Here is a 23,617-nt window from a genome sequence, read left to right on the forward strand (position 1 = left end):
TTTGTTGGCGAACCCGGCTCTTGATGGATAGGGAATGAGGGGGAAGCGAGACACGTTTATTGAAAGTATATAGATGCCACTCTATTCCGCACCAATCCCCGTCTGGGATCGCACGTACAGTTCGTTAAAATTCCGCTCGGCTTCCGGTTCGCGGGATAAGAGCGTGCCCAATACGGCGCCGAGCATACCGAGCGGTACGGACAGGATCGCCGGATTTTTCAGCGGGAACAGGGCTTGATCAGGTTCCATCAGGTTTGGACTGACCAATACGAGTAGGATGGAACTGATCAACCCGGTGAGGATCCCGGATACAGCCCCCGTAGTGTTGAAGCGCTTCCAAAAAAGGCTGAACACGATGACGGGCAGGTTGGCACTGGCGGCCACGGCAAATGCCAACGCCACCAAAAAGGCGACGTTTTGTTCTTTGGCGAGCAGTGCCAGGATGATCGCTACCACCCCTACGCCGATGGAAGCCCATTTCGCCACGCGCATTTGCTCCCGTTCCGTCACTTGCCCGCCGCGCAACACATTGAAATAGAAATCATGGGCGAACGCTCCGGCGGCCGAGATCACCAACCCGGCTACGACGGCCAGAATGGTTGCAAAAGCCACGGCGGAGATAAACGCGAGGAAGAAGTTGCCGCCCAACGCATCTGCCAGCAGAGGAGCAGCCATGTTTCCGGCCTTGTCTGCGGCCTTGATCTTTTCCTGACCGACCAGCAGTGCTGCACCGAATCCAAGGAAGGTCGTCATGATATAGAAAGAACCGATGATGACCATTGCCCATGCGACGGAAGTACGGGCTTCTTTGGCGTTGGGGACGGTATAGAAGCGGATCAGGATGTGGGGCAGTCCCGCCGTTCCGGCGAGCAGGGCCAATCCGAGTGAAAGGTTATCCAGCGGGTTTTTGTACAGTTTTCCGGGTTCCAAAAACGATTGCCCGTATTTGGCTGACACTTGGTTAAATATCTCCACGATGCTGAAGCTGAAATGGCTGAGAACCAGCAGGCCGAGCAAGATGGTTCCGGTCATGAGGAGCACAGCTTTGATGATCTGCACCCATGTCGTGGCCAGCATCCCGCCGAATGCGACGTACAGGATCATCAACACGCCGATGAGGATGATGGACACCTCATATTGCAGCCCGAGCAAAAGTTTGATAATTCCGCCCGCACCGACCAATTGGGCAATCATATAAAAGGTGGAAATGGCCATCGTGGAAAGTGCTGCCGCGGATCGAACCGGTTTTGCTTTCAACCGGTACGCCAGCATGTCCGCCAATGTGTAGCGTCCGGTGTTGCGCAACGGTTCGGCCACGACGATCAACACAACGAGATAGGCCACCAGCCAACCGACCGAGTACAGAAATCCATCAAATCCGTTCAAAGCGATCAGCCCGGCAATCCCTAGGAACGAGGCGGCGCTCATATAATCTCCGGAGATCGCGATACCATTTTGCCAACCGGAGATGGAGCGGCCGGCCGCGTAAAAGTCGGTGGTGGTTTGCGTCCGTTTCGATGCCCAATACGTGATGCCCAGCGTCAACAGCATGATCAAGGCGAATAAGGTGAATGCCACGGTATTCATGAAGCTTTCTCCTTCCGTTTGCAGATGATTTCCTCGATCAGGCGGTCCATGCGGTTGGCGTGGCGAATATAGAGAAACGCCAATACCCATGCCATGAAAAACTGCGACAGGGCAAACAGATAAGCACCGTTCATCGAGCCGAAAACCGGCGTGTTGAGAAAGCGGAAATACCCGGTGAGTACGGGAAGGGCGAAATAGTAAAGAGAGAAAAATACGACGGACCATGTCATAAAGCGTCTTTTTCGTTTCATCAACATGCGGAACTCAGGTGAACGGGCGATTTGTTCCCAATCGATGCCGTGTGAGTCGGTTGTCATACAGTCCCCTCCTTAGTAAAGTGGATTTATTCATCAATATTATGTTTAGTTGATATATAACAAATATTCTTTAAATAAATCAAGAAGAACAACCTGTCAACAAGCGTCTCCAGACGTGTTACCGAACACCAGACACGAGCAGAAATTTATTTGCTGGCAACGTGCGTACTTTGCCCACTTCCTGCGCCCCCGGGCAGCTGTGATTTGCTTTTGCAGGGCGCAGGTGGAGCAAATCTGGAAATTAGCGCTCGATATTTAGACACACTCTGAGTTTAACTGTTGCAAGGTGTGTCCTTGTTCTCGTGCGATCAACTCCATTGGCTGACGGCCAACCACAAGATTCGCACTGCGAAAAAGAGGAGTACAGCTCCCAACAATCGATCGGTCCAATGACGATACCGATGATACCCCTTGCGGAAGCGGGGGGAGGAGATAATGACGGCCAACACGATAAACCATCCCCCTACCGCTACGATATTTTCCAATCCGTACATCCAGTAGTACCATTGCGGATCTCCCGGCCGTAAAAACTGGGAGAAAATCCCCAAAAAATAGAGTGCCGCTTTTGGGTTGAGTGCATTGCACAAAAAGCCTTCTCGAAAACCTTGCCAACCGCTTTTGGTTTCGGTGTCTTCTCCGTTTCCTTCCGCTGTTTCCGATTCCGTTTCAGTGGCAGGGCGGGAACGGATCGCTTGCGTACCCAACCATGCCAAGTAAGCCGCTCCGGCCAGTTGAATCACGGTGAACACGGCGGGCGATTGCTTTAAGATGAGTGCATATCCACCAACGGTATAGGCGATATGGATGGCCAGCGCCGTTGCGATACCGAATGCCGTGGCAATTCCGATCCGTGCCCCGTAGCTCAAACTGTTACGCGTTACGACGACAAAGTCCGGTCCGGGTGAAATCGCACCCAGCAAACCAATGAGAAAGACTTGGAGAAACATCTCTCACACTCCCGTCATTTTTCGAGGTCAATTTATATTATAAAGAGAGATTGGGCTATCTTTTTTGAATCATTGGCAGGAGATTCGGATTATAATGCAGAAGATTGTTACTGTTGAATAATTGTCATAATTCGTCGTTTTGTGACGATGTGTCCTCGATTGAGAAAGGGGGCACGAATGGAAACATGGATTTGCACATAGGTTGGTAAAAAGTTGGTTTTTTCAAGGCGTTCTTATCTTATGGTTTGTTACAAGTTTCACAATAGGAGAGGGGTGAAAACATGCTGCACATCGTCTGTTGTGTGAAGCAGGTGCCGGACAGCAGGGAGATCCGGATCGATCCCAAGACCAATACGCTGATCCGGCAGGGGGTTCCGGCTATCGCCAACTTTTACGACATGCACGGGCTGGAAGAGGCACTACGCATCAAAGATCAATATGGCGCCCGCATCACCGTAGTTTGTATGGGGCCACCGCCGGCGGAGAAAACGCTGAAACAATGTATTTCCCTCGGAGCCGACGAGGCTGTTTTGGTGACGGACCGCCGGTTTGCCGGGGCGGATACGCTGGCCACCTCCTACGTGTTGGCCAAAGCGATTCAAAAGATCGGGGAAGAGTGGGGTCCCGTCGATCTGGTGTTTTGCGGAAAACAAACGTTGGATGGCGACACCGGACAAGTGGGACCGGGAATCGCCTGCCGTCTGGATTTGGAACAGTTGACGTATGTGGAAAAAGTAGTGGGCATCGATCTGGAGAAACGAACCATCACGGTTCATCGTCACCTGGAAGACGGTTTGGAAGTGGTGGAAACCCGTTTGCCGGCGCTGTTGACGGCGCTCAAGGAGTTGAACAAGGTGCGCCGTGCGAGCATGCCGGGCATGCTCAGGGCAGCACGGTTTAAGCCGGTGATCTGGACGGTGGATGATTTTCCGGACATGGACAAAAAGCAAATTGGGCTGAAAGGCTCCCCCACGATCGTTGCCAAGACATGGGTGCCTGAACAAAAGCCCACCAACGGGGAAGTCGTAAAAGATCAATCACCGCAGGAAGCGGCTGCATTCCTGGCTGATCGGCTGTGGTCGACGGATTTGCCCGATAAATTGGGATGGAACCAACAGTCGGAGGAGGTGTCGGCATGACGGAAAAGAAAAAAGCGGCTCAACCGGAAGACATGCCAGACTGGTCTGAATACCGCGGGGTGTTGGTAGTGGTTGAGCAGCGGGACGGCGTTGCCAAAAGCGTGTCGTGGCAACTTCTGGGCATCGGCCGGAAGCTAGCGGCGAAGCTGGAGGTGGAAACCATCGCACTGGTGATGGGCCACCGGGTGGGCCATCTAGCAGAAGAGGCAATCCAACGGGGAGCCGATAAGGTGTACATCTGTGACGATCCCGTGCTGTCCGTCTACCGAACCCGCCCCTACAGCCGCGTCTGCCTGCAACTGATCCGGGACATCAAGCCGGAGATCGTGCTGATGGGTGCCACCTACACCGGACGCGACCTGGCCGGAGCGATCGCCACCCACTTACCGACGGGACTGACGGCGGATACCACCCAGTTGGACGTGGAACCCCATCCCAGCCGGTTGTTGCTGGCCAGCCGCCCCGCTTTCTCAGAGAAAATGGTCGCCACCATTTTGTGTAAGCAGTACCGCCCGCAGATGGCGACCGCCCGGGCAGGCGTGTTTGAAGCCCTGCCGCGCGACCCGTCTCGCAAGGGGGAGATCATCCCGATTACCTGCGAGATGAAGGAGGAGGAAATCGCGGCAAGGGTGTTGGACTTCATCCAGGATGAAAAGCGGGTCAATCTGGAAGACGCCGATGTGATCGTCGCAGGCGGTCGCGGATTGGGTGGTCCCGGACCGTTCCGCCTGTTAAAGGAACTGGCTGACGCATTGGGCGGCGTGGTGGGTGCATCCAGGGCAGCAGTGGATGCCGGCTGGATCGGCCATGAGCATCAGGTGGGGCAGACCGGACACACGGTACGTCCCAAATTGTACATCGCCGTGGGGATTTCTGGTGCGGTACAGCACTTGGTGGGGATGCAGAACGCCGACGTGATTGTGGCCATCAACAAGGATCCTGATGCACCCATTTTCAAAGTGGCCCACTTCGGGGTTGTGGGGGATCTGTTTCAGATTGTCCCCGCTTTGACGGAAGAAGTGAAAAAACGGAGAGGACTTCCTTTTTTGAAAACGGAAAAAAATGACCCGGTCGCGGCGCGTTAACATGAGGAGGGAGAGAGTAATGGCCAACGAAAAATTTGACGCCATCGTCGTAGGCGCGGGTCCGGCGGGGAGTGCGGCGGCTTATACCATGGCCAAGGCGGGATTGTCCGTGGTCCTGCTTGAACGGGGGGAATTTCCGGGAGCGAAAAACCTGTTCGGCGGGGTGCTTTACCGTAAACAACTGGAGGACGTGTTACCCGATCAGTGGCACAAAGCGCCGGTGGAGCGACACATCGTCGAACAGCGGATCTGGCTGATGGGAAAAGACTCGGCGGTTACGTTCAGCCATCGGAACGAGGCCTACAAGGAACCTTACAACTGCTGGACTGCCCTTCGCGTGAAGTTTGACCAGTGGTTCGCCTCCCAGGCGGAAGCGGCGGGGGCCGTGCCCATTTACGAGACGGTGGCCACCGAGCTGATCACCGAAGGGGATCGCGTGGTCGGGGTGCGTACTGACCGGGAGGACGGCGATCTCTACGCTGACGTGGTGGTGATAGCCGACGGCGTCAACTCGCTGCTGGGTAAACAATTGGGCATCCACAAAGAATGGCAACCGGATGAGGTCTCATTGGCGGTGAAAGAGATCATCGCCTTGCCCAAAGAGAAGATCCAGGACCGCTTCAATCTAGAAGGTGATGAAGGTGTCACCATCGAGTTCATGGGCGAAACGTCGCTGGGAATGGCCGGGATGGGCTTCCTGTACACCAACAAGGATACGCTGTCGCTTGGAATCGGTGTGATGGTGAACCATCTTAAAAAGAAGAAGATCAAGCCGTACGAACTGTTGGACCATGTGAAAAAGCACCCGATGATCCGACGGCTGATCGAAGGTGGGGAAACCAAGGAGTACGCGGGACACCTGATCCCAGAGGGCGGATGGAATTCCGTCCCACCGCTCAGTGGAAACGGATGGTGCATCACCGGAGATGCTGCCCAGCTCGTCAACTTTGTGCACCGGGAAGGGTCCAACTTGGCCATGACTTCTGGCCGTATGGCGGGAGAAGCGGTGATCGAGGCCAAAAAAAGAGGCGACTTTTCGCGGGAGACACTTCGTCTGTATGATCAGAAGGTGGCCGAGTCCTTTATCCGCAAGGATTTGGTCAAGTACAAAGGTATGCATCAGATTTTGAAGGAAGAGGACCCTGAGTTGTTGTTCACCCGCCTGCCGCAGGCGGTGAACCGGGCGGCGTACGAAATGTTTCTCGTCGACGGTGTCCCCAAAGGCGAAAAGCAGAAAAAAGCCATACAATATCTTAAACAGGCAGCCGGGGGAACCTGGAATCTGCTCAAAGTGGGCATGAAGGGATGGAGGGCGATGAACGGATGAGCAACAGCATTGCGGAGAAGTTGTTTACCATCCGGTACAAAGTGGATGACCAGTCCCATTTAATCATCAAGGATCAGCAGGTTTGTCTGACATGCGAGACGAAGGAATGCACCCATTTTTGTCCAGCGGACGTCTATGACTGGACAGGAGAGATGACCACCGTCGCGTTTGAGAATTGCATCGAGTGCGGCACCTGCCGTATCGGGTGCCCCTACTATAACATCCATTGGGTGTATCCCAAAGGCGGGTACGGCATTACGTACAAATACGGTTGAGATCACATCAGCTGATCCGGTTTCCGTCAGGAAGCCGGTTTTTTATTGATAAAGGATAAAGCGCTTTCATCCCCTGTTGAAATAGGGAGATGAAAGCGCCGGCGAATGGTCTGACCGCCAACGGAGAAAGCAATGAAATGAGCGGACTCTTATATAGATCGTGAATGTTGTTTGGCTGATGCGCTTACGGTGTCCCAGTGATGTCCTTGGTAGCCTAGCTGTTTGCCACCTAACTTCTTTTTATCTCTCTGATCCACAAGAATCATTTTATCCGGGTCATGCCGGTGCTGTTTGTAGAATTCCACCGCTATCTTGATGTATTCCGAGAAATCCGGACACACCACCCCAGACCCCTCCAGATCCTTCAAGGCTTGTGTGCAGTCATATTCTGCTTTTAAGTTTAGATAATCGATGGTCTCTTTTTCTACCATCACCCATCTACGAAACGCGGGTATGGAAAGCAATCCATACACAATCGATAAGGGGATCGTGAATGATGGTTTTTTTCCAATCAACGCTTCGCAAATCATCTGATACGCGTCCTTCGCGTGGTACGGGCGTGGGTCAGTCAAATGATAGACTTTGCCCTCGCCCTTTGGATGATGTGCCAAATAACAGGTCGCATCGACAACGTAATCCACGGGGACCAGATTGATTAACGCTTTTCCCTTCCCGATATAGGGGATCGGCCATTTGGCGAACTTGTCCAAAAACCGCATGATGAAGTAGGGGCCATCGAATTTAACGGTTTCGCCATTTTTTGAATCCCCCATCACAATGCCTGGTCGAATGATCGTGGTAGGGACTTTGTCGCGAATTTTTTGCACCAGCACTTCTGCCTCAAATTTGGTTGACTCGTAGAAGTTTTTGAAGGATTGGCCGCAATCCAATTCCGTTTCCAAAATTCTTCCAGTCCGAGTCCCCGAAACGTATGCGGTACTAAAATATACGTATCGCTGTAGTTTCGCTAATTGTAACACCCACTGGTTCACATTGTCTGTTCCAACAACGTTCACCTGATAAGCAACATCTTTCGGAACGGCCAAGTCGTAAATCGCGGCGAGGTGAAATACATGAGTAACGGTTTCTCGGAGCCTCTGTAACGTAGCTTCATTCATCCCCAGATTTTTTAATGTGATATCACCGGGGACGACAGTAAATTTGTCTACCGCCCCGAAATCGTTTTCCAAGAGGTGGATTTCTGCTTTCGCCTTATTCAATTGGCTGGGATGTACTAACAACTCAAATCGGGAAGCAGAGTCCTGAAGAAGCAATTTCCTGATCATTTTCGTTGCGATAAAACCCGGGAATCCTGTGATGAAATACGTTTTTTGATTCAACATTTTTCCCTCCCAATGGTTTTCTTTAGCGGATACGGCCCTTCATATAAGGGCGGTGCTTCCAATCTGTTGAAACATGGGGAAACTGGAAATCTTGCTTGTGGCCGTGATCATGACATGTATCACTGGAGCAATGACCATGAATGGATAGGGCAATGAGTGCGTAGATCAACAGCGACGGCAGCGAAATCTCTCTCGCCTGATCCCAAGAGGGGATTCAACAAAATCAGTCAATGAATACATTCGCGCTATTATTGTTTCGTTTTACGAGTTTTCCCTTCAATATAAATTTTCTGTTTTCATATTCTACGACCAATTGTACCAAAATTCTGTCATGATTGCGAGAGGGGACCCCTCTCCTCCGGCCTTTGTTTTCATCTTCGCATTGGCATGGGGAGAAAACGCTTCAGTCGGCACCAGTCTATTTGTAGTCTCAACACCTAACAGTGGTTTCACTTTACGGAACATTCGTTCTAATGTATGCTGAAATTAACAAACAGTCGAAGGGAGGGGTGCGAATATCAGTCGCACCTACAATCGACGCCAAATCGGACAAGTTGATCACGATCATGATTCATTGAAATATTGAAAAAGAAAAAAATCTGAGAAGTGTCAACCTGTTTCATCGGAGGGATGACAGATGATGAATCCTCATCGGAGACAAACAACGGAAGAATGGGACTTTGAAGCGGTGATCGGGAAACTGTTCGACGACCTGATCATCACCGATGAACGGGGACGCATTCTCACGGTCAACGGCGACTTTGAGAAAATGTATGGTCAGCCGTCCCATCAATTGGTTGGAAAAACGGTGGCGGAATTGGAGAAACAACGGGTGTTTTATCCTTCCGTCACATTGCGTGTACTGGAAACGGGAGAAAAACAGACCGCCGTGCAACAAACGAAAAGCGGGCGTCGGATGCTGGTCACAGGCCTGCCCGTGTTTGACAAAAACGGACAGTTGCGATGGGTGGTATGTATCTCGCGGGATATCACCGAACCAGTTCGATTGCGCGAACATTTGGCTGTCTTGGAAAAAGAAGTGGACCGTTTGCAGGCGGAGCTGGAGGTCCTGCGGCGCGACCGGATGACGAATGAACCGATCGTCGCGGCGAGCAAAGCGATGCAACAGGTGTTGGAGACGGCGCGAAAAGCAGCCAAAGTGGATGTGAACATCCTGTTGCTGGGCGAGTCCGGTGTCGGCAAAACGGCATTGGCGCGTTGGATTCACCAGCACAGTGCCCGAGCCGGAGGTCCGTTGATAGAGGTGAATTGCGGCGCGATCCCGGAGGCGCTGTTGGAATCGGAGTTGTTCGGATACGAAGCGGGTGCGTTTACTGGCGCACAACGGAAAGGAAAGCCAGGATTTGCGGAATTGGCCGACGGCGGAACACTGTTTTTCGATGAAATCGCCGAATTGTCACCCGCCTCCCAGGTGAAGGTGTTAAAACTGATTCAAGAAAAGCGGTTTTATCGGGTGGGCGGGACGGAAGCGCGGTCATCCAATTTTCGTCTGATCGCCGCAACCAATCAGGATTTGGAACAACTCGTCAAAGAGGGGCGATTCCGTCAGGATTTGTATTATCGTCTCAATGTGGTTCCGATCGTCATTCCGCCGCTTCGGGAGCGGAAAGAAGATATCGTCCTGTTAATCCGTTCGTTGATGGAGACGATTTGTCGCAAATATGGCGTTCACAAAACGGTGGACCCGCAAGTGGTGGACTGGCTGACACAACTGTCGTGGAAGGGAAATGTCCGGGAACTAGAAAACCTGTTGGAACGTTTGGTGGTGACGACGGAATCCACGGTAATCCGCATGGACGATATGCCGGAGCCGTACAGGCAATCGGGAACGCTCCCCGCTTTGCGATGGGAAAAAGGGCGAACGCTGAATGTCATCCTGAATGAGGTGGAACGAGAAGTCTTGCTGTCGGTGGCCAAAAAAGGGCGAACCACCGCACAAATCGCTTCTCTGTTGGGCGTCAGTCAACCGACTGTCGTACGCAAATTGAAAAAACACGGCATTCGCCTGCATGGCTGATTCATTTTTGGATCACAATTCAATTTTGGATCGACCCAACCGGAGAAAAACGACGTTCGGCAGCAAAATATACGGCCCTCAACTTGGCACGAAGATTGCTTGTATTCAGGAGTGAGGAAACATGCTTCAGAAGGAGGCGGCAATGGATGAACGAACATACCATGACGGCCCCATCGGCAAAAGAGTGGTGGGAAAAGGATCGACAACTGATTTGGCACCAGATGGCACGGTATCACTCCGACGCGCACCCGCTGGTGGTGACGCGGGCTGAAGGTGCGTGGGTGACTGACGTGGAAGGGCGGAAGTATTTGGACGGGATGGCGGGATTGTGGTGTGTCAATGCTGGATACGGCAGACAAGAGCTGGCCCGGGCGGCATACGAGCAATTAATCGAGATGCCGTACTACCCCCTCACGCAAAGCCATCTGCCTGCGATCCGGTTGGGTGAGAAATTGCGGGAGTGGTTGGGGGACGATTATTTATTCTTCTTTTCTAACAGCGGTTCGGAGGCCAACGAGACGGCTTTCAAAATCGCCCGTCAATACCATCGCCAAAATGGCGAGCCGAACCGTTACAAGTTTCTCTCTCGCTACCGAGCCTATCATGGCAATACGCTGGGGGCGATGTCGGCGACGGGACAGGCTCAGCGCAAGTACCGGTATGAACCGTTGGTTCCGGGTTTTCTCCAGGTCCCACCTCCGGACTGTTACCATTGTCCTTTTGGTAAAGCACCGGATTCCTGCGCCAGGGAGTGCGCGGAAATTTTTGACTATACGATGAATTGGGAAATTGACCGGACCGTGGCCGGTGTCATTATGGAGCCGATCATCACGGGCGGCGGCATCCTCATCCCTCCTGACGATTATTTACGTCGGGTGAGAGAGATTTGCGACCGGCATGGTGCGCTGTTGATCATCGATGAAGTGATTTGCGGGTTTGGCCGTACTGGCAAGCCGTTCGGATTCATGCATTACGGCATCCAACCTGACATTGTCACGATGGCCAAAGGTATCACCAGCGGGTATCTCCCCTTGGCAGTCACTGCAGTGCGCAAAGAATTGTTTGAAGCGTTCAAAGGGACGGAGGAATATGATCACTTCCGTCACGTCAACACTTTCGGAGGTAATCCGGCCGCATGTGCGTTGGCGGTCGAGAACCTGAACATCCTTGAAAAGGAAAAATTGGTGGAACGATCTGCAACATTGGGTGAACAGATCCTGGAGTCGTTGTCCGATATGGAAGATCTGCCGCATGTGGGTCAGATTCGAGGCAAGGGTCTGTTGATTGGAATCGAGCTGGTGGAGGATAAGGAAACACGTCAACCGGCCAACTCGGATCGGGTCAATGCGGTGGTCGCCACATGTAAGGATCTGGGCGTGTTGGTCGGCAAAAACGGGGACACGGTGGCCGGTTTCAACAATGTGATCGCCATCTCCCCGCCGTTGTCCCTGACGGATGAAGATGCGGCCCTCCTCGTCAATAAGGTGAAACAGGCGTTGCGGGAGCACGCGAGTTGAATGGCTGACAGATGGGAGGAATGACGGGTGAAGGAACAAGGACAACTGCAGAAAAGTCTCAAAATGCGCCATATGCGCATGATTTCGATGGGGGGCGTGATCGGTGCCGGGCTGTTTGTCGGCAGCGGTGCGGTCATCCACGCGACCGGGCCGGCAGCCGTGATCTCGTATTTGCTGGCGGGTGTATTGATTGTCTTGGTCATGCGTATGTTGGGAGAGATGGCGGCGGCACATCCCTCCATTGGGTCGTTTGCTGAGTACGGTCGAGTGGCGTTGGGCGGTTGGGCCGGTTTCTCGATCGGGTGGTTGTATTGGTATTTCTGGGTCATCGTCGTGGCGGTGGAGGCGACTGCGGGTGCAGGCATTCTGCAATATTGGCTGCCCGGCGTGCCGTTGTGGGTGTTGAGTTTGGTCTTGATGGTGCTATTGACACTGACCAATGTCATTTCCGTCCGCTCGTACGGGGAATTTGAATATTGGTTTGCCTCGATCAAGGTGGGGGCCATCGTCGTCTTCATGATCCTGGGCGGCCTGTATGTCCTGGGATTGTGGCCGGGTACGTCGATGAACTTCTCCAATCTCTACGCTCACGGCGGGTTCGCCCCCCACGGGTATACCTCCATCCTCCAGGGGATCGTGATTGTCATCTTTTCGTTTGTCGGATCGGAGATCGTCACCATCGCCGCTGCCGAATCGTCCGAACCCGAAAAGGCAGTAGCCAAGGCGACCAACTCCGTGATCTGGCGCGTGCTGATTTTCTACATCGGGTCGATCTTGCTGGTGGTCACGATGTTGCCCTGGAATGCCGCCAGTGTGCTGAAAAGTCCCTATGTCAGCGCGTTATCGGCGCTCAATATCCCTGCTGCTGATCAGATCATGAATGTCATCGTGTTGACGGCGGTCCTTTCCTGCCTCAACTCCGGTTTGTACACCTCGTCACGGATGTTGTACGCATTGGCGAAAAAGGGGGATGCCCCTCGTTGGTTCATGCACCTCAATGGCCGGGGAGTTCCCATTCGCGCCATCCTTCTGGGGACGGTTATTGGTTACCTGTCCGTCGTCATGTCGTATGTGTCGCCGGATCAAGTGTTCCTGTTCCTCGTCAACTCGTCAGGTGTAGTCGCATTGTTCATTTACCTGCTGATCGCAGTCTCCCAGCTCCGCATGCGCGCCCGGCTGGAGAGGGAACGGCCGGAGAGGTTGCAAGTTCGGATGTGGGGCTATCCCATACTCACCTATCTGACCATCGCCGGCATGTTGGCGGTGATCGGGTCCATGGCGTGGATTCCCTCGATGCGGTCCCAGTTGTGGGCCAGCTTGCTCAGTTGGTTGGTGGTGTTGGTGGCTTATGCGTTGCGCTACCGGTGGAGTGTGAGCGAATCGGATGACGTATCGCAAACGGAAAAGGCTTAAGCAGTGGGTCGGTTGTGGTTGCGGGTGCAGGGAGATCGGAGCCAGTACAACATTAGAAACAACGTGGCGCTTCGACCGAACGGCCGAAGCGCCTTTTCATATTTACAAAACGACAGCATCAACCATAACCTGGAAATTATGTATCAAATGAGGAATCTCCTTCCCACAGTTTCCTTATAAATGGGATTCGGATCTGACCTCAACAAAAAGTAAGGATTTATGTAACTGATATTTTTGGGCAAAGGTGAATACGAACGCCTTAAATGGAATAGAATTTACGGAAATTTGAGTCAATGAAGATATTGAGATTTGATTGTTTTACTCATCTCGCATATCTCGCAGGAAGATATCTGAGTATTCGATCTATAAACTGAAAGGAGAGACGGTATGGAAGGAACTTTTAAGAAAAAGTTAAGCCTGCTCGATTTGACCTTTCTGGGTCTTGGTTCCATCATCGGGTCTGGTTGGCTGTTGGCATCCATGAACGGAGCGAAGTACGCTGGATCTATTGCCTGGGTGGCCTGGGTGGGCGGTGCCATCGCGGTCTTATTAATCGGTCTGGTATACGGGGAATTGGCTGCGGCACTACCGCGTGCTGGCGGTTTTGTTCGATATCCGGAATACACGCACGGATCGCTGGTTGGCTTTTTGTCGGGTATGGCTTCATTGCTCGCGTATTCTAGTGTTGCTGGAATTGAAGTTGAGGCGGTCGTAAGCCATGCATCCTACTACTGGCCAGCTCTGATGGGCAGCGCCGGTCCATCCCTCACGGGTCGCGCCATTGAAATCTTACTTCTCCTTTTGTTCTTCCTGTTGAACTATTGGAGTGTGAATGTGTTCGGCAAGATTAATACCATTATCACGTTCTTCAAATTCGTTGTTCCGTCCGTGACTATCATCACCTTGTTCTTTTTCTTCAAGGAAGCCAACTTCGCGACTGTGGGCGCCGCCCCAGGTGGTGCGGAAGGCGTGTTTACGGCCATCTCCGGTGGAGGTATCATCTTTGCTTTCCTTGGTTTCCGCCAAGCGGTCGACTTTGGCGCGGAAGCGAAGAATCCGCAACGTGATATTCCGCGCGCCATCATTATGGCTGTTACACTCGGTACCATTGTGTATATTCTGCTTCAAGTGACGTTCCTCGGCACTGTTCCGAGTAACGCGCTGGCAAGTGGCTGGGGGCACGTTGCTGACTTCATGCCAAAGTCCGCGAACTACCCGTTTGTATGGATTGCGGGTTCACTCGGCTTGAGTTGGTTGTCGACGCTCCTGTTGGTTGACGCTGTAATCTCACCAGCTGGCACAGGTAACATCTACCTATCAGGTACTGGTCGTGTACTCTACGCGTGGGCCAAAAACCGCCACTTCTACTCCTGGTTTGCGAAGGTCAATCCACGTACAGGCGTTCCTCGCGCTGCCCTTTGGTTAAGCTTCCTGTTGGCGATTGCTTGGATTTTGCCGCCCAACACAGACACTTGGTCGAAGCTCGTCGATGCTGTCACATCTGCAACAGTCATGACGTATATGATTGGTCCCATTTCCATGACCTCGATGCGCAAGACAATGCCTAACATGAAGCGACCATTCACACTCAAGGGCGGTTCGGTGTTGAGCCCGTTGGCGTTCATCGCAGCCACCTGTATCATCTACTGGGCAGGTTGGACAACCGACAGCATGCTGATAGGTCTAACGCTCGGCGCATTGGTTTTGTACTTCGCATTTATCGACAAAGACGAATCCACTCGCGCAAGTCTGAAGCAGGCTTGGAAGTCCGGCGCATGGCTCGTCGTCTACTACATCTTTATTCTGGTGATGTCGTATATCGGCTCGTTTGGTCCGATGAAATCCCCGTGGATACCAGGTCAATGGGATACCGTGGTCGTTGTCATCGGTGCCATCATCCTGTTTTACTGGGGCGTCAACTCGGCTCTGCCGAAACCGTCGTTCGAGACAGACTCGGAGGGCGAGGCACCGCCGGAATTTGTGCAAGCCTGATTCGACACTTACAGAAAAAGTCGCCTGAAAGCCCACGGTTTCAATCGTGGGATGAAAGGCGGCGTTGCTCGGTGCCCTCTGAAGAGGGAACTTAGAGCAACATTTTTGTTTTTGTTGTTTCAGTATAAATAAAATACTGATATAATTAAAACCATGGGACAAGCATACAGAAGACCAAAAAGACGGTTTCTCTGATTAACTACCACTTTGTTTTCTGCCCACGTTATCGCAGAAAAGTGTTGATAAACCAAGTGAAAGAGCGATTCAAACAGTTGGTGAAAGACATTTGTCAGGAAAACATCTGGGATATCCTTGTCATGGAAGTGATGCCAGATCACTGTCATCTGTTTTTAAACTGCCTGCCCAGCCCAGCTTGTGGACGCGCTCATTCTTTGTTAGTACGGCTGAAAACGTTTCAAGTGAAACGATGTGTCGTTAGCCATTACCGAAGCTCAGGAAGAAAATGAGTGTATTCCGGGAGGCACCCCGTGCGATGGGGTGCTTAGTTCATTATGTCCGCTAATCTTATTTAGCGGACATTATATGGATTACATTTTTGCCAGCTTGAAACGGGGTAGTCTAACGAATCTAAAATGGAGGGAACAAGGTAAACCAAAATTGATGGGAAAATTGAGCAACGGAGCGTCTATAACAACGGTGAAAGCAGGCGCGCTCCTTGATCGAGAATGCGCTGTGAAAGAGAGCGGTTCCTCAAATCTTCGGTCCTCAACAGTACGGAATCAGTGAGATCGTGCTCGAATTGCTCCGTAAGTTCCCTTGCCACGTTGGCACTATACAAGACTTCGCATACCTCGTAGTCCAGGCGAAAACTTCTCATATCATAGTTTGCGGCGCCTACTACGGCAATCTCACCATCGATTATCATTAGCTTTGCGTGCAATATACCTTTGTTGTACAGATAGATATGGACCCCGGCTTCCAACAATTCTCCGTAGTATGTACGGCTTGCAGCGCCTACGATCGTAGTTGTGAGGTCCATTGAGCGAGGAACCAGCAATCTAACTCGAACACCGCGTGCCACGGCTGTCTTTATCGCCATGATAATATCAGCATCGGGAACAAAATAGGGGGTGGTGATGTCAATAGTCTGGGTCGCTTGTGTTAGACAAATGAAGTATGACTGCCGGATGACTTGGGTGGGAATTCCAGGATTACCTTCTAACGTTTGTACGTACACTTCCTGCAACGCCTCTGTGTTAGCAGTTTCATCACTGGTACCATCCATGGTGCCCATCTCAGCGCCCCATTCTGTAGACCATTCAGTAAAAGAGGCACTACCTGGTTGAGCTATGTTCCGCGTCATACGCCTTGGACTCTGAATGGGGATTAGCGTATTTTCAACTATTGTTTTCCGTGTCTTCGTCTTCATCCGTTCCGGCGAAGCGATGCTCCAATGGGCGTCGAATACAGCTTGCAAATCGGCTGCAACTTCACCTACGATTCGCACATGGTTGTCGCGCCAGAACCCTACATTCGGCTTCATTCCTGTATACTCATACCCGACGTTGATACCACCTGTAAAAGCTTCCTTTCCGTCGATCACGACGATCTTACAATGATCCCGGTAATTCCAATTGGACAATACCCAAGGGAAGCGCATGGGAAAAAACGTACTGCATTCAATCCCTGCATCCATCATCCGAATGATCTGATGCCGTGGAAATTGTCGGCTTCCCAAACCGTCTCTCAAAAATCGGACCCGAACACCTGCGGAGGACCGTTCGATTAGCAGGTCCGTGATACGTCTGCCAATTTGGTCATCCCGGTATATGTAATATTCCAGATCAATCGTTCTTTTCGCGTTCTGTATAGATTCGATAAGTTTCTCATATGTTTCAATGCCGTTTTTAAGCACCTGAACTCGGCCGGTCCGAAGGCCATGTACGGTCAAACGCCGTAAAGCATGAGCAATGACCGAGGCTGAGAGGCTGAATGAATCAGGCAACTTATCCGACTTATTGTGCGGAGACGTCAGTCTTTCTCGACGAATGCGCACGGGATTCGATGCGCTGAGATAGAGTCCAAAACCGATAAAAGGCAAAATGAGGTTGATGGTTAGCCAATTCAAAGCATTGGCTGGCCTTCGTACCTCGCGGATTGCTACGGTTAACATTAAGAACATGTTTAATAGGTACAGCCAAAGAATCCACACTAATGAATCCCTCCCTCATTCATTCTATAAGTAAGATGTCCAAATTTAAGATGTCCAAACTGTAATGCGCGTATACGATTGGAATTTCAAATGATACGTTCGGGAGTAAACCAAACTTACATGATAGCACAACCACCATATTGAATACGCAGGAGAATCGGTCCTTTTACATGTAATGCATACTGCAAACTGTCACAGTCATGTCCATTAACGGACATATAAAATCAGATCAAAACTGTGCTTATGCAGGTGTGGCGGATATTTCCGTCTTTTGACATCTCTGAGTGAGTGTTAATAGAGGAGAGTCTCAACCTTACCCATAGGACAAGCGGGGGGAAATGTGTAAACGGCGGGGTTAATTTTCTGACGGATATTAGGTGTACGGCATTTTAGTACCCCTATTACGCATGCTATGAGAACAATAGGAAATAATTTAGTCACCATTGCTGCACCATGGTGGCAGTTGTGTTGCACATAATGTCAATATTGGCTGTAGGATATTAGCTCTTAGCTAATTATGAGTAAGTTAAATGCAACAGGACGGGGCAACCGTCCTTCACAGGATCGTCGGCTACTTTCCGCGCTGTTTGAATCTGTTTTCATCAGCACGGAATTGGGTACGGCGATCAAAAGCAAATGATGAGCCAATATCAAGCCGGGGGTGATCTAACCCGGCTTGTTTTTTGTTATTGAGTTTTCATGAACTTACATTCATCTTGGAAAGGTTAACGGGAAATTTCGGGTGGTTTGGGTTAATGGCGGTGTGGGAAAAGAGAATCTGTCCGTTGCCGCGCAGATCTGATTGATATTGGGGATCAGAGGATCTCGGAAATTGGATCCCAGCGGGCGTGCCGTGGTTGCTACGGTTGTTTCAGTTTCGTCGTTTGCACTATGATGAAAGGGGAAGATTTGTGGTGAAAAAGGGGGAAAACGGATGCGCGTCTTGGTAACCGGGGGAACCGGTTTTGTCGGTCGCAATCTGGTCCATCTTCTGCACGAGGCGGGTCATGAGGTAACTTTGTTACACCGTCCGACGTCCCGGTTGCACGATCTGCCCGACGGCATTCGAAAAGTGCAGGGAGACGTAACGGATGCCGATTCCATTGCAGGCGTTTGCGAGGGGATTGACTGGGTGTTCCATGTGGCGGGAGAGGTGAGTTGGGGCCGTTTTGTCCGCAGGGCCATGTCAGATAGCCATGTGAAGGGGACGCAAAACATGGTGAACGAGGCGAAACGGGCCGGTGTCCGCCGTTTTATACAGACCAGTTCGGCTGCCGCAGTGGGCCTGCCTGACTCCGAGGAGCCGGTGGATGAAACTTATCCGTTTGACGGCGAACAATTGGATGTCGGGTATGCGATTGCCAAGCGGACGGCCGAGGAGATCGTTCTGCGGGCGGTGGATGACGGATTACCCGCAGTAGTGGTCAATCCAACCGTGATCTTCGGTATCCGTACATACACTCCCAACTTTGTCGCAGCTGTGGCCAAAGGGCGGCTCACCATTGCGCCTGACGGCGGTGTCAATCTATGTGACGTGCGGGACGTGGCCCGCGGTCATCTCTTGGCGGCGGAAAAGGGGCGGATCGGGGAGCGCTACATCTTGGGTGGAACCAATCTCCCCTTTGTGGAAGCGTTTCGCCGCATTGCCCGATTGGGTGGATCGGACAAGCCGATTCGTGTGTTGAAGCGGACGGCGGCGATCCCGATCGCGTTGGTTTCCGAAGCCCTTTCCTGGATCAGTGGTCGGGAGCCTATGTTGGCATGGGATTTGGCTAAACTGGCGGGTCGTCGCATCTATTATTCTTCGCAAAAGGCGGTGCGCGAGCTGGGATACACGATCACTCCGTTTGACGAGGCGATGCAGGAAACGGTTGACTGGTTGATGGGTAACACCAAGGTGGATGTTGACTAGAGTGTGTCTGGTAATCCGAGAGGGAGAAAATATTTTCCCAGGTGATCGACTTACTAAGCTCGGCCGAGCGAAGACCCGGAAAGCGCAGGAATGAAATCGCGCCCTGCGCTCCGAGTTGGAGCGGCCATGACCACTACTTCCTTGAGGGCGTAAGTGGAGCGAACCGAGAAAGCAATTGGACAGTATTCACCAGCCCTAATCTAAAGAAGGGTGGACTATTCCGGGCAAGAGGGCACGAAGGAGCAGTGAAGATGGAAAAGACATGGCGATTGCTGTGGACGGGATACCAAAATGCGGCGGAAAACATGGCGGTGGATGAGGCGATTCTGATTGCGCACAGCGAAGGAAAGGCGCCGCCAACCATCCGGTTTTACGGATGGAATCCTCCGACGCTGTCCATCGGCTATTTTCAGCGGGCGGAAAAAGAAGTGGATCTGGAGCGATTGCGTAAACGCGGTTTGGGCTTTGTGCGGCGGCCGACCGGGGGCCGGGCGGTTTTGCATGATCGGGAGATCACGTACAGCATCATCGTTTCCGAATCTTATCCAGGCATCCCCCGCTCGGTGACCCAGTCGTACCGGTTGTTCAGCAACGGACTGCTGGAAGGCTTCCGCCAACTGGGTTTGCAGGCAGACATGGTGTCGCTGGCGGACGAAGCCGAGAAAGAGCGCTTTGCCTCCATGGGATCGGCGGCTTGTTTCGATTCCCCCTCCTGGTATGAACTGGTTGTGGAAGGGCGCAAGGTGGCCGGCAGTGCGCAAACGAGGCAACGGGGTGTCATATTGCAACACGGTTCCATCCTGCTGGATCTGGATGTGGACTTGCTGTTCGATGTGCTCTGTTTTCCATCCGAGCAGGTGAAGGATCGGATGAAGGCAGGTTTTCTTGAAAAAGCGGTAGCCATCAATCACCTGCGGCAAATCCCCGTCACGATGGAAGAGGCCTTGGAAGCCTTTACGCATGGATTTGAAAAAGGGATGGGAATCAGGCTGTCGCTCGGCGAACTGTCCGAATATGAGGAGACGCTCGTCCGACAACTGGTGGAAACGAGGTACGGCCGGGATGAATGGAATTTGAAACGATGAGGGGATGTAAATGGATGTGGTTGTTCCATTATCATTTTTGGACGAACAAGGTGGAAAAGATGGAACAGTTCTACAGGTTGCACGGCTTTCGGACGATTTTGCGCATGGGCAAGGAAAACGGTGAAATACGCACGTACAACCCGCCGCTGGAATGGGACGATTTTCGCCATCGCCCCATTCTGTTTCGCATCATCGAGTTGATCCGTGGGCAGGTGAATGTGACCTTCGGAGCGGGAACGCGGGACCGGTTTGATCACTTTGGGCTGTTGGTGGATGAAGAAGAGCATGATGCCGTCATGAGTCGAGCACGGCTGGCGGGTATGACGGTCAGTGAATCCCAGGCGCGGACGTTTGTGCACACGCCGTGGGGATTTCGTCTGGAATTGCAACGACGACGGGATGTCGTAGAAGATGACGGGAAAATAGTGATCTCGAAAGCGGTATTAGTCATGCCATTCTCCACTGACCCCCGCATGTTGGCGGAATGTCTTCAAGCGGACTTACAGGAAACGGGGGGAAGGTTCATTCTCAGGCGGGATGGTTGGCAATTGCAGATCACAGAAGGGGACCTTCCGTGGCTGGACAGTGTCCATCTAAAAACCGCCGAAGCATTTGTTGAAGCCGTGGATCCGGTGGGTGTCCGATTGATTACGGTGAAGGAATGAGAGAAGCTGTTTGGCCAAAGCATCCAACAACCACCCGGTGGCTGTGACAGAGCAGTCGCCGGGCATTAGAACGCTATCAGATAGCAAAATATTCAGTTTTTAAAGAATGTAAAGTCAACACCTCGCTCAGCGGGAACTTTCTTCATCCATGGAATCCCATTCGACGAATGAATTTCACGTTTAATTTTGAATGAGGAGGGAATAAACCAACGCGACAACTACTGAAGGAGGAGAAATCATGTGGACGATTCGCCCCGCCGTGGTAAAGGATGCACGCATGATTCAGCAACATCTGCACAAGGCGTATCGACCGATCAAAAAGTACGGGTTTAACATGGAAGCCGTGGATGTTTCCGTCAAGCGTGTGGAAGAGAGTATCCGCGAAGATGAGTTTTACGTGATCGCAGACGAGGATGACCGTATTTGGGGAACCGTTCGGCTGCAGGACAACGACGAAACGCGGGATACACTCAGTTGGTTCAGCATCGCCCCGGAGTTGAAAGGACAAGGATTGGGCAAAATGCTGTTTGAATTTGCACAGGAACGGGCCAAGGAACGGGGACGAAAGAAACTGTATCTCGATACGGCCAAGGATCACCCGTGGCTACCTGATATGTACCGGCGTTGGGGTTGCAAGGAAATTGGGACGATTCGCTGGCCGGGTCAAAATTTTGACGCCGTTCAGTTTGAAATAGAGCTCTGATCTATCCGTCATCGTGGTGAAGAAATAGGAAAACTGGCAACGCGTTTCCGAGGGGCCCCTTTTCCTGCCATTGCAGGGGAAGCGGCTCCTTTTTGTTATTGAGTGAGTGGCAGTTTAGTCAAACGGGAATAAAAATGAATAAACACGAATTTTATAATTGACAATCATGAATAAAACAGAATAAAATGGAATCTGGATAATGAAGTTTCTGAATATAAGGAGTGATGGTAATGTTTGCGGAGGAGCGTAGGCAAAAGATATGGGAATTGCTTCAAAAGCGGCAAAGAGTGCTAGCCAAAGAGCTGGCCGAGATGTTTGGTGTTTCAGTGGATTCCATACGCAGAGATCTTTCGATCATGGAAGAGCAAGGATTGCTCAAAAAAACCCATGGCGGTGCCATCCCGATTCCCAAGGTGCGGACTCTGCCGCCGCCGCCTGCCATTCGATATGGGAAGGCATCACCGTATATCCGTGCCATTGCCAAAATGGCCGCCTCTTATATACAGGAAGGGGATACCGTATTCATTGGCAGTGCGGGCATTCATGATTGCATGCTCCAATTTCTCCCGAAAAACACCACTTTCACGGTAGTGACGCATTCCATCCGAATAGCCGATGCCTTACGGGAAAACGAGTACATTGATACGTATCTGATCGGCGGCAGGGTGAAACCATCCGGAAGCATTACGGATACATTGGCCGCCGAATTTGTAGGCCAATTCACCATTGATCTCTGTTTTGCAACCGGAGGTGGAATTTCCGAAAGAGGAATCAGTACGGCTACTCCTGAAGTGGCGGGTTTTGGTCGTGCAGTAGGTGAGGTATCACGGAGAATCATCGGTTTAGCTCCACATGACAAACTGGGGATTGATTGTTTTGCCAAGATGATTCCGATCCAACGCATCGATCTAGTGATCACGGACGAAGAAGCGGATCAAGATGCTGTACAGAAATTGAAGAATCAGGGAATCCAGGTGCTCGTGGCGAAAGCGGAGGAGGAATAAATTCGGTGATTAAGCCGGTTTTCCGGTCTGATTCGAACCGGGAACCGGCTTTGTTATTGGACGGGGAGCGGGTGATTGGTGGACGTCCTTTCCCGCCACTGCTTGGCATGTCGGCGTACCACGTCGACAAACGCACGCAAAGCGGGGGACAGCCATTTGTTCTTGTGATATGCCATCTGGGTGAGTACGACCGGCTGATCCTGATACCATGGAAGGGCGATCAATTTCCCTTCGTTCAGCTCGGTTTCCACCGTGACCCGGGGCAGGTAGGCGATGCCGAGGCCCACCATGACACATTGTTTGATCGCTTCAATGTTCCAGAACTCGATTTCATGAGCCGGATGTACTGATTTCATGTCATGTTCAAAACAATGGCGATAACTGCATCCTTTTTCCGTTTTCAACAGGGTTTCGTGGATCAAGTCCTCTGGATGGACGCATTCCCTGTCTTTCAGAGGGTGCTGGGGTGAGGCGATCAACGCCATCGGTTCGGCCAACAGCGTTTCCACGTGCAAGTCCGGCTCCTCGGCGGGCGGAGCCAGCAGGAAGGCGACATCCAATTCACCGGCCCGCAGTTTTGGAGACATCTCCCAGCACTGACTGGGCACCAGCACGATTTGCACATCTGGGTACCGTTCCTTGTACTCACGCAAGATGGCCGGAAGACGGTACACCGTCAACGATTCGGGGGCACCGATCATGAACTTGCCAGCGGGTTGTGAATCATCTGTCACCGCCGATTCGGCCGCCTGGGAGAGTCTGAGGATTTGCGCTACGTATTCGTACAGCCGTTCACCGGCGGAGGTGAGGACCACTCTTTTTCCCAAACGGTCGAACAACGGGCGCCCCAGTTCCCGTTCTAGCGCCTGAATGTGAGAGGTGATGGTGGATTGTGCATACCCCAACGCCTCGGCAGCGCGGGTGAAGCCGCCCATGTCGGCGACGACCTTGAACGTTTTCAAGTGACGCAGTTCCATGTTTCTCTTCTCCGTTTCTCTATCGATTTTCCCGATCCATATCATCAAAACCATCTATTTTATTAATAGCAAATGCGGGCATATAATCAAAGATGAAAAAAGGGAATCCTGTCGATAG

Annotated in this window: 19 protein-coding genes and 1 pseudogene; 14 read left to right on the forward strand and 6 right to left on the reverse strand. The window is 51.9% G+C overall.

Annotated elements, in window-relative coordinates; translation table 11 throughout:
- Positions 1-81 precede the first annotated feature (81 nt).
- The 3 genes from NWF35_RS04175 to NWF35_RS04185 all read right to left on the reverse strand — a co-directional run bounded on the left by NWF35_RS04175 (position 82) and on the right by NWF35_RS04185 (position 2,851).
- On the reverse strand, positions 82-1,587 hold the full coding sequence (locus tag NWF35_RS04175) for a monocarboxylic acid transporter (RefSeq protein WP_301237816.1): 1,506 nt from the start codon (positions 1,585-1,587) through the stop codon (positions 82-84).
- Positions 1,584-1,904 (reverse strand): DUF485 domain-containing protein, encoded by a 321-nt coding sequence (locus NWF35_RS04180; RefSeq protein ID WP_301237817.1) that lies wholly within the window; start codon positions 1,902-1,904, stop codon positions 1,584-1,586. Before NWF35_RS04180 ends, NWF35_RS04175 begins: the two co-directional genes overlap by 4 nt.
- Before the next feature lie 308 nt (positions 1,905-2,212).
- Positions 2,213-2,851 carry a LysE family translocator gene (locus tag NWF35_RS04185; protein ID WP_301237818.1) on the reverse strand — a complete coding sequence of 213 codons (639 nt, stop codon included), beginning with the start codon at positions 2,849-2,851 and terminating at the stop codon, positions 2,213-2,215.
- Between the two features lie 281 nt (positions 2,852-3,132).
- Between NWF35_RS04185 and NWF35_RS04190 the strand changes: the two genes are divergently transcribed.
- Genes NWF35_RS04190 through NWF35_RS04205 form a run of 4 tightly spaced genes read left to right on the forward strand, consistent with a single transcriptional unit; the run spans position 3,133 to position 6,677 of the window.
- Entirely contained in the window at positions 3,133-3,990 is an 858-nt protein-coding gene (locus NWF35_RS04190) for an electron transfer flavoprotein subunit beta/FixA family protein (RefSeq protein WP_301237819.1), read from the forward strand.
- The gene (locus NWF35_RS04195) at positions 3,987-5,075 is read left to right on the forward strand and encodes an electron transfer flavoprotein subunit alpha/FixB family protein (RefSeq protein WP_301237820.1); all 1,089 of its coding nucleotides are present in this window, start codon (positions 3,987-3,989) and stop codon (positions 5,073-5,075) included. Before NWF35_RS04190 ends, NWF35_RS04195 begins: the two co-directional genes overlap by 4 nt.
- A gap of 19 nt (positions 5,076-5,094) precedes the next feature.
- A complete protein-coding gene (locus NWF35_RS04200) occupies positions 5,095-6,402 on the forward strand; it encodes an FAD-dependent oxidoreductase (protein WP_301237821.1) in 1,308 nt (435 codons plus the stop codon).
- Entirely contained in the window at positions 6,399-6,677 is a 279-nt protein-coding gene (locus tag NWF35_RS04205; RefSeq protein WP_301237822.1) for a ferredoxin family protein, read from the forward strand. The genes NWF35_RS04200 and NWF35_RS04205 overlap by 4 nt, the downstream gene beginning before the upstream one ends.
- A gap of 149 nt (positions 6,678-6,826) precedes the next feature.
- Here the strand turns inward: NWF35_RS04205 and NWF35_RS04210 are convergent, their stop codons facing one another.
- On the reverse strand, positions 6,827-8,020 hold the full coding sequence (locus NWF35_RS04210) for an SDR family oxidoreductase (RefSeq protein WP_301237823.1): 1,194 nt from the start codon (positions 8,018-8,020) through the stop codon (positions 6,827-6,829).
- A 637-nt stretch (positions 8,021-8,657) separates the two neighbouring features.
- Here NWF35_RS04210 and NWF35_RS04215 point away from each other — a divergent pair.
- From NWF35_RS04215 to tnpA, 5 genes and pseudogenes are all read left to right on the forward strand, one after another.
- Complete coding sequence (locus tag NWF35_RS04215; protein WP_301237824.1) at positions 8,658-10,058, forward strand: sigma-54 interaction domain-containing protein; 1,401 nt, start codon at positions 8,658-8,660, stop codon at positions 10,056-10,058.
- 146 nt (positions 10,059-10,204) lie between these two features.
- Complete coding sequence (locus NWF35_RS04220) at positions 10,205-11,575, forward strand: aspartate aminotransferase family protein (protein WP_301237825.1); 1,371 nt, start codon at positions 10,205-10,207, stop codon at positions 11,573-11,575.
- Positions 11,576-11,638: 63 nt separating this feature from the next.
- On the forward strand, positions 11,639-12,988 hold the full coding sequence (locus NWF35_RS04225; protein ID WP_301237857.1) for an amino acid permease: 1,350 nt from the start codon (positions 11,639-11,641) through the stop codon (positions 12,986-12,988).
- A 387-nt stretch (positions 12,989-13,375) separates the two neighbouring features.
- Positions 13,376-14,980, forward strand: coding sequence for an APC family permease (locus NWF35_RS04230; protein WP_301237826.1), 1,605 nt, complete (start codon positions 13,376-13,378; stop codon positions 14,978-14,980).
- A 164-nt stretch (positions 14,981-15,144) separates the two neighbouring features.
- Positions 15,145-15,419, forward strand: a pseudogene (gene tnpA, locus NWF35_RS04235) (IS200/IS605 family transposase).
- Positions 15,420-15,626: 207 nt separating this feature from the next.
- Here the strand turns inward: tnpA and NWF35_RS04240 are convergent.
- Positions 15,627-17,123, reverse strand: a complete 1,497-nt coding sequence (locus NWF35_RS04240; RefSeq protein WP_363321551.1) for a phospholipase D-like domain-containing protein — start codon at positions 17,121-17,123, stop codon at positions 15,627-15,629.
- Between the two features lie 964 nt (positions 17,124-18,087).
- On the opposite strand from NWF35_RS04240, the gene NWF35_RS04245 reads away from it, so the two are divergent.
- The 5 genes from NWF35_RS04245 to NWF35_RS04265 all read left to right on the forward strand — a co-directional run bounded on the left by NWF35_RS04245 (position 18,088) and on the right by NWF35_RS04265 (position 22,522).
- A complete protein-coding gene (locus tag NWF35_RS04245) occupies positions 18,088-19,065 on the forward strand; it encodes an NAD-dependent epimerase/dehydratase family protein (protein WP_301237828.1) in 978 nt (325 codons plus the stop codon).
- A gap of 251 nt (positions 19,066-19,316) precedes the next feature.
- Positions 19,317-20,150, forward strand: a complete 834-nt coding sequence (locus NWF35_RS04250; RefSeq protein ID WP_301237829.1) for a lipoate--protein ligase family protein — start codon at positions 19,317-19,319, stop codon at positions 20,148-20,150.
- 14 nt (positions 20,151-20,164) lie between these two features.
- Positions 20,165-20,815: a hypothetical protein gene (locus tag NWF35_RS04255; RefSeq protein WP_301237830.1), complete on the forward strand. Its 651-nt coding sequence runs from the start codon at positions 20,165-20,167 to the stop codon at positions 20,813-20,815.
- Between the two features lie 238 nt (positions 20,816-21,053).
- Positions 21,054-21,518 carry a GNAT family N-acetyltransferase gene (locus NWF35_RS04260; RefSeq protein ID WP_301237831.1) on the forward strand — a complete coding sequence of 155 codons (465 nt, stop codon included), beginning with the start codon at positions 21,054-21,056 and terminating at the stop codon, positions 21,516-21,518.
- A gap of 230 nt (positions 21,519-21,748) precedes the next feature.
- Positions 21,749-22,522, forward strand: coding sequence for a DeoR/GlpR family DNA-binding transcription regulator (locus tag NWF35_RS04265; RefSeq protein WP_301237832.1), 774 nt, complete (start codon positions 21,749-21,751; stop codon positions 22,520-22,522).
- 53 nt (positions 22,523-22,575) lie between these two features.
- On the opposite strand, the gene NWF35_RS04270 is transcribed toward NWF35_RS04265, so the two are convergent.
- Complete coding sequence (locus NWF35_RS04270) at positions 22,576-23,499, reverse strand: LysR family transcriptional regulator (protein ID WP_301237833.1); 924 nt, start codon at positions 23,497-23,499, stop codon at positions 22,576-22,578.
- Between the last annotated feature and the right edge of the window lie 118 nt (positions 23,500-23,617).

The sequence above is a fragment of the Polycladomyces subterraneus genome (assembly GCF_030433435.1).
In the GTDB taxonomy this organism is placed as follows: Bacteria; Bacillota; Bacilli; order Thermoactinomycetales; family JIR-001; genus Polycladomyces; species Polycladomyces subterraneus.

Excerpts from the sequence above, each read along its gene's own strand:
- NWF35_RS04175 (WP_301237816.1), bottom strand. The coding sequence starts at position 1,587 with ATGAATACCGTGGCATTCACCTTATTCGCCTTGATCATGCTGTTGACG.
- NWF35_RS04180 (WP_301237817.1), bottom strand. The coding sequence starts at position 1,904 with ATGACAACCGACTCACACGGCATCGATTGGGAACAAATCGCCCGTTCA.
- NWF35_RS04185 (WP_301237818.1), bottom strand. The coding sequence starts at position 2,851 with ATGTTTCTCCAAGTCTTTCTCATTGGTTTGCTGGGTGCGATTTCACCC.
- NWF35_RS04190 (WP_301237819.1), top strand. The coding sequence starts at position 3,133 with ATGCTGCACATCGTCTGTTGTGTGAAGCAGGTGCCGGACAGCAGGGAG.
- NWF35_RS04195 (WP_301237820.1), top strand. The coding sequence starts at position 3,987 with ATGACGGAAAAGAAAAAAGCGGCTCAACCGGAAGACATGCCAGACTGG.
- NWF35_RS04200 (WP_301237821.1), top strand. The coding sequence starts at position 5,095 with ATGGCCAACGAAAAATTTGACGCCATCGTCGTAGGCGCGGGTCCGGCG.
- NWF35_RS04205 (WP_301237822.1), top strand. The coding sequence starts at position 6,399 with ATGAGCAACAGCATTGCGGAGAAGTTGTTTACCATCCGGTACAAAGTG.
- NWF35_RS04210 (WP_301237823.1), bottom strand. The coding sequence starts at position 8,020 with ATGTTGAATCAAAAAACGTATTTCATCACAGGATTCCCGGGTTTTATC.
- NWF35_RS04215 (WP_301237824.1), top strand. The coding sequence starts at position 8,658 with ATGATGAATCCTCATCGGAGACAAACAACGGAAGAATGGGACTTTGAA.
- NWF35_RS04220 (WP_301237825.1), top strand. The coding sequence starts at position 10,205 with ATGAACGAACATACCATGACGGCCCCATCGGCAAAAGAGTGGTGGGAA.
- NWF35_RS04225 (WP_301237857.1), top strand. The coding sequence starts at position 11,639 with ATGCGCCATATGCGCATGATTTCGATGGGGGGCGTGATCGGTGCCGGG.
- NWF35_RS04230 (WP_301237826.1), top strand. The coding sequence starts at position 13,376 with ATGGAAGGAACTTTTAAGAAAAAGTTAAGCCTGCTCGATTTGACCTTT.
- NWF35_RS04240 (WP_363321551.1), bottom strand. The coding sequence starts at position 17,123 with ATGTTCTTAATGTTAACCGTAGCAATCCGCGAGGTACGAAGGCCAGCC.
- NWF35_RS04245 (WP_301237828.1), top strand. The coding sequence starts at position 18,088 with ATGCGCGTCTTGGTAACCGGGGGAACCGGTTTTGTCGGTCGCAATCTG.
- NWF35_RS04250 (WP_301237829.1), top strand. The coding sequence starts at position 19,317 with ATGGAAAAGACATGGCGATTGCTGTGGACGGGATACCAAAATGCGGCG.
- NWF35_RS04255 (WP_301237830.1), top strand. The coding sequence starts at position 20,165 with ATGTGGTTGTTCCATTATCATTTTTGGACGAACAAGGTGGAAAAGATG.
- NWF35_RS04260 (WP_301237831.1), top strand. The coding sequence starts at position 21,054 with ATGTGGACGATTCGCCCCGCCGTGGTAAAGGATGCACGCATGATTCAG.
- NWF35_RS04265 (WP_301237832.1), top strand. The coding sequence starts at position 21,749 with ATGTTTGCGGAGGAGCGTAGGCAAAAGATATGGGAATTGCTTCAAAAG.
- NWF35_RS04270 (WP_301237833.1), bottom strand. The coding sequence starts at position 23,499 with ATGGAACTGCGTCACTTGAAAACGTTCAAGGTCGTCGCCGACATGGGC.